General features: G+C 48.8%; 2 tRNA genes and 2 rRNA genes. All 4 read right to left on the minus strand.

Annotation, left to right across the window (positions count from 1 at the left end):
• Window positions 1-164: 164 nt before the first annotated feature.
• Window positions 165-3,054: ribosomal RNA gene (locus tag Aru01_RS17755) — 23S ribosomal RNA — on the minus strand.
• Window positions 3,055-3,426: 372 nt separating this feature from the next.
• A tRNA-Ala gene (locus tag Aru01_RS17760) sits at window positions 3,427-3,502 on the minus strand.
• 50 nt (window positions 3,503-3,552) lie between these two features.
• Window positions 3,553-3,629 (minus strand) — tRNA-Ile (locus Aru01_RS17765).
• 57 nt (window positions 3,630-3,686) lie between these two features.
• A 16S ribosomal RNA gene (locus Aru01_RS17770) occupies window positions 3,687-5,225 on the minus strand.
• Together the 16S and 23S rRNA genes with 2 tRNA genes alongside form the textbook arrangement of a ribosomal RNA operon.
• Window positions 5,226-5,390 lie beyond the last annotated feature (165 nt).

A 5,390-nucleotide genomic window follows, 5' to 3' on the forward strand; every position in this document is an offset into this window, starting at 1 on the left:
CACAACTGTTTATGACTACTTGTTAGGTCTTATAGATGCCTAAGCTTTTGTCAAATGAGTTTAACAGAAGGGCTGTTTGGGTCTGGAATGATATTGTCTAGCGTTAACTAAATCAAGTATATTTGATGAATTTTATTGAAATACAACAACTGTTTGGGTGTTGTATAGTCAAGCCTCACGATCAATTAGTATTGGTCAGCTACACATATCACTATGCTTCCACATCCAACCTATCAACGTCCTAGTCTCGAACGGATCTTTAGAGGAATAAATTCCTTGGGAAATCTAATCTTGAGGTAGGCTTCCCGCTTAGATGCTTTCAGCGGTTATCCCTTCCGAACATAGCTACCCGGCGATGCGACTGGCGTCACAACCGGTACACCAGAGGTTCGTCCACTCTGGTCCTCTCGTACTAGGAGCAGATCCTCTCAAATTTCCAGCGCCCACGGTAGATAGGGACCGAACTGTCTCACGACGTTCTAAACCCAGCTCGCGTACCTCTTTAAATGGCGAACAGCCATACCCTTGGGACCTGCTTCAGCCCCAGGATGAGATGAGCCGACATCGAGGTGCCAAACACCGCCGTCGATATGAACTCTTGGGCGGTATCAGCCTGTTATCCCCAGAGTACCTTTTATCCGTTGAGCGATGGCCCTTCCATACAGAACCACCGGATCACTAAGACCTACTTTCGTACCTGCTCGACTTGTTGGTCTCGCAGTTAAGCGCGCTTTTGCCTTTATACTCTACGCGTGATTTCCGACCACGCTGAGCGCACCTTCGTACTCCTCCGTTACTCTTTAGGAGGAGACCGCCCCAGTCAAACTACCCACCAGACATGGTCCTCGTCCCGGATAACGGGACAGAGTTAGAACCTCAATATTACCAGGGTGGTATTTCAAGGATGGCTCCATAGTAACTGGCGTCACTACTTCAAAGCCTCCCACCTATCCTACACAAGTAAGATCAAAGTTCAATGTCAAGCTGCAGTAAAGGTTCACGGGGTCTTTCCGTCTAGCCGCGGGTACACCGCATCTTCACGGCGATTTCGATTTCACTGAGCCTCTGCTGGAGACAGCGCCGCCATCATTATGCCATTCGTGCAGGTCGGAACTTACCCGACAAGGAATTTCGCTACCTTAGGACCGTTATAGTTACGGCCGCCGTTTACTGGGGCTTCGATCAAGAGCTTCGCTTACGCTAACCCCATCAATTAACCTTCCAGCACCGGGCAGGCATCACACCCTATACGTCCACTTTCGTGTTTGCAGAGTGCTATGTTTTTAATAAACAGTTGCAGCGGCCTGGTTTCTGAGGCTGCCAACCGCTCAGGGAGTAAATCCCATCACCGTCAGCAGCGTACCTTCTCCCGAAGTTACGGTACCATTTTGCCTAGTTCCTTCAGCAGAGTTCTCTCAAGCGCTTTGGTCTACTCGACCTGACCACCTGTGTCGGTTTCGGGTACGATTCCTGTGTAACTGAAGCTTAGAGACTTTTCCTGGAAGCAGGGTATCAGCCACTTCGCTAGTAAACTAGCTTGCTATCGACTCTCAGCATAGAGCACCCCGGATTTGCCTAAGATGCATGCCTACTGTCTTTCACCTGGACAACCAACGCCAGGCTGACTTAACCTTCTCCGTCCTCTCATCGCATTACACAGAAGTATTGGAATATTAACCAATTTCCCATCGACTACGCCTTTCGGCCTCGCCTTAGGGGTCGACTCACCCAGCCCCGATTAACGTTGGACTGGAACCCTTGGTCTTTCAGCGAACGGGTTTTTCACCCGTTTTGTCGTTACTCACGTCAGCATTCGCACTTCTGATACCTCCAGCAGACTTCTCAATCCACCTTCATCGGCTTACAGAACGCTCCCCTACCACGTATACAAAGTATACATCCGCAGCTTCGGCACATAGTTTTAGCCCCGTTACATCTTCCGCGCAGGCCGACTCGACTAGTGAGCTATTACGCTTTCTTTAAAGGGTGGCTGCTTCTAAGCCAACCTCCTAGCTGTCTATGCCTTCCCACATCGTTTCCCACTTAACTATGATTTTGGGGCCTTAGCTGGCGGTCTGGATTGTTTTCCTCTTGACTACGGACGTTAGCACCCGCAGTCTGTCTCCCGGATAGTACTCATTGGTATTCGGAGTTTGCATCGGTTTGGTAAGTCGGGATGACCCCCTAGCCGAAACAGTGCTCTACCCCCAATGGTATTCGTCCGAGGCGCTACCTAAATAGCTTTCGGGGAGAACCAGCTATCACCGAGTTTGATTAGCCTTTCACCCCTATCCACAAGTCATCCCCCGGCTTTTCAACGACGGTGGGTTCGGTCCTCCAGTTAGTGTTACCCAACCTTCAACCTGCTCATGGATAGATCACCCGGTTTCGGGTCTATACCCAGCGACTAAACGCCCTATTAAGACTCGATTTCTCTACGGCTCCCCTATACGGTTAACCTCGCCACTGAATATAAGTCGCTGACCCATTATACAAAAGGTACGCAGTCACCACACGAAGTGGCTCCCACTGCTTGTATGCATGCGGTTTCAGGATCTATTTCACTCCCCTCACAGGGGTTCTTTTCGCCTTTCCCTCACGGTACTAGTTCACTATCGGTCAGTCAGGAGTATTTAGCCTTGGAGGATGGTCCCCCCATATTCAGACAAGGTTTCACGTGCCTCGCCCTACTCGTCATCATTATGTGTGCCCTTTCGTGTACAGGACTATCACCCACTATGGTTGCACTTCCCAGAGCATTCCACTAAAACACACATAACTTAATGGGCTGATCCGCGTTCGCTCGCCGCTACTGACGGAATCTCAATTGATTTCTTTTCCTAAGGGTACTGAGATGTTTCACTTCCCCTCGTTCGCCTCGTATGACTATGTATTCATCATACGATACCTGTCTTATAACAGGTGGGTTTCCCCATTCAGAAATCTCCGGATCATAGGATATTTGCCGCCTCCCCGAAGCTTATCGCAGGCTATTACGTCTTTCATCGCCTCTGACTGCCAAGGCATCCACCACATGCACTTAATTACTTGACTATACAACCCCAAACAGTCGCTAGCACCTACAAGGAGCACTATCAACTTACAGTTTGAAGTACTGTGTATTTAAACACTGTACAGCTTCAATTGAATTCATATACCAAAACGCTTGATTCAGTTAATTTCGCTAGTTCTCATGCAATTCATTTTAACCATCAAGTAACAATGTACTGATAATCTCTATTCATTGTATGAGTCAAACAATTATTTCAGACTCAAATTTGCCAATCTGTTAATGATTAATCTTGCCTTCGTCAGGTCAAGATAAACTGTGATAAATCACAGAGATTAATAAAATTACAAGAACAACTTGCATTCTCACTAAGCTCTATAAACTATCATACTCAACTTAACTCATCTAAAGATGAGTGGTGGAGACTAGGAGAGTCGAACTCCTGACCTCCTGCGTGCAAAGCAGGCGCTCTACCAACTAAGCTAAGTCCCCAGCTTGATCATTTGTGATTCGTATCTAAGCCTTGTAAAACTCTAAAAGGTTGGTGGGTCTGACGAGACTTGAACTTGTGACCCCACGCTTATCAAGCGTGTGCTCTAACCAACTGAGCTACAGACCCATTTAGATACGTGAAGAACAACTTGTTGTGGATTCTTACCAGCCAGTCGATTTTCGTTAAGGAGGTGATCCAGCCGCAGGTTCCCCTACGGCTACCTTGTTACGACTTCACCCCAGTCATTGGCCACACCGTGGTGAGCGGACTCCTTACGGTTATCCTACCCACTTCTGGTGCAACAAACTCCCATGGTGTGACGGGCGGTGTGTACAAGGCCCGGGAACGTATTCACCGCGGCATTCTGATCCGCGATTACTAGCGATTCCGACTTCATGGAGTCGAGTTGCAGACTCCAATCCGGACTACGATCGGCTTTTTGAGATTAGCATCCTATCGCTAGGTAGCAACCCTTTGTACCGACCATTGTAGCACGTGTGTAGCCCTGGCCGTAAGGGCCATGATGACTTGACGTCGTCCCCGCCTTCCTCCAGTTTGTCACTGGCAGTATCCTTAAAGTTCCCACCCGAAGTGCTGGCAAATAAGGAAAAGGGTTGCGCTCGTTGCGGGACTTAACCCAACATCTCACGACACGAGCTGACGACAGCCATGCAGCACCTGTATCTAGATTCCCGAAGGCACCAATCCATCTCTGGAAAGTTTCTAGTATGTCAAGGCCAGGTAAGGTTCTTCGCGTTGCATCGAATTAAACCACATGCTCCACCGCTTGTGCGGGCCCCCGTCAATTCATTTGAGTTTTAGTCTTGCGACCGTACTCCCCAGGCGGTCTACTTATCGCGTTAGCTGCGCCACTAAGGTCTCAAAGACCCCAACGGCTAGTAGACATCGTTTACGGCATGGACTACCAGGGTATCTAATCCTGTTTGCTCCCCATGCTTTCGTACCTCAGCGTCAGTATTAGGCCAGAAGGCTGCCTTCGCCATCGGTATTCCTCCAGATCTCTACGCATTTCACCGCTACACCTGGAATTCTACCTTCCTCTCCTATACTCTAGCCACCCAGTATCGAATGCAATTCCCAAGTTGAGCTCGGGGATTTCACATCCGACTTAAATGGCCGCCTACGCACGCTTTACGCCCAGTAAATCCGATTAACGCTCGCACCCTCTGTATTACCGCGGCTGCTGGCACAGAGTTAGCCGGTGCTTATTCTGCGAGTAACGTCCAAGCACCTAGGGTATTAACCTAGGGCCTCTCCTCCTCGCTTAAAGTGCTTTACAACCAAAAGGCCTTCTTCACACACGCGGCATGGCTGGATCAGGGTTCCCCCCATTGTCCAATATTCCCCACTGCTGCCTCCCGTAGGAGTCTGGGCCGTGTCTCAGTCCCAGTGTGGCGGATCATCCTCTCAGACCCGCTACAGATCGTCGCCTTGGTAGGCCTTTACCCCACCAACTAGCTAATCCGACTTAGGCTCATCTATTAGCGCAAGGTCACAAGTGATCCCCTGCTTTCCCCCGTAGGGCGTATGCGGTATTAGCGCTCCTTTCGGAACGTTGTCCCCCACTAATAGGCAGATTCCTAAGTATTACTCACCCGTCCGCCGCTAGGTCCAGTAGCAAGCTACCTTTCCCCGCTCGACTTGCATGTGTTAAGCCTGCCGCCAGCGTTCAATCTGAGCCATGATCAAACTCTTCAGTTAAAATCATTAGTACCTATAAGGGTACAAATCTTGGCTCATCAATTTTCTGACAAAAATATTCTCAAATAAACTTCGAGTAATTTCTACCAATCAATCAATGATAATATTTCATCGATCCAACCAGTAAAAATCCACACAAGTTGTTCTTCATAATCTCTTAATGAT

Origin of the sequence: Acinetobacter rudis (assembly GCF_000829675.1) — a bacterium.
Taxonomy (GTDB): Bacteria; Pseudomonadota; Gammaproteobacteria; order Pseudomonadales; family Moraxellaceae; genus Acinetobacter; species Acinetobacter rudis.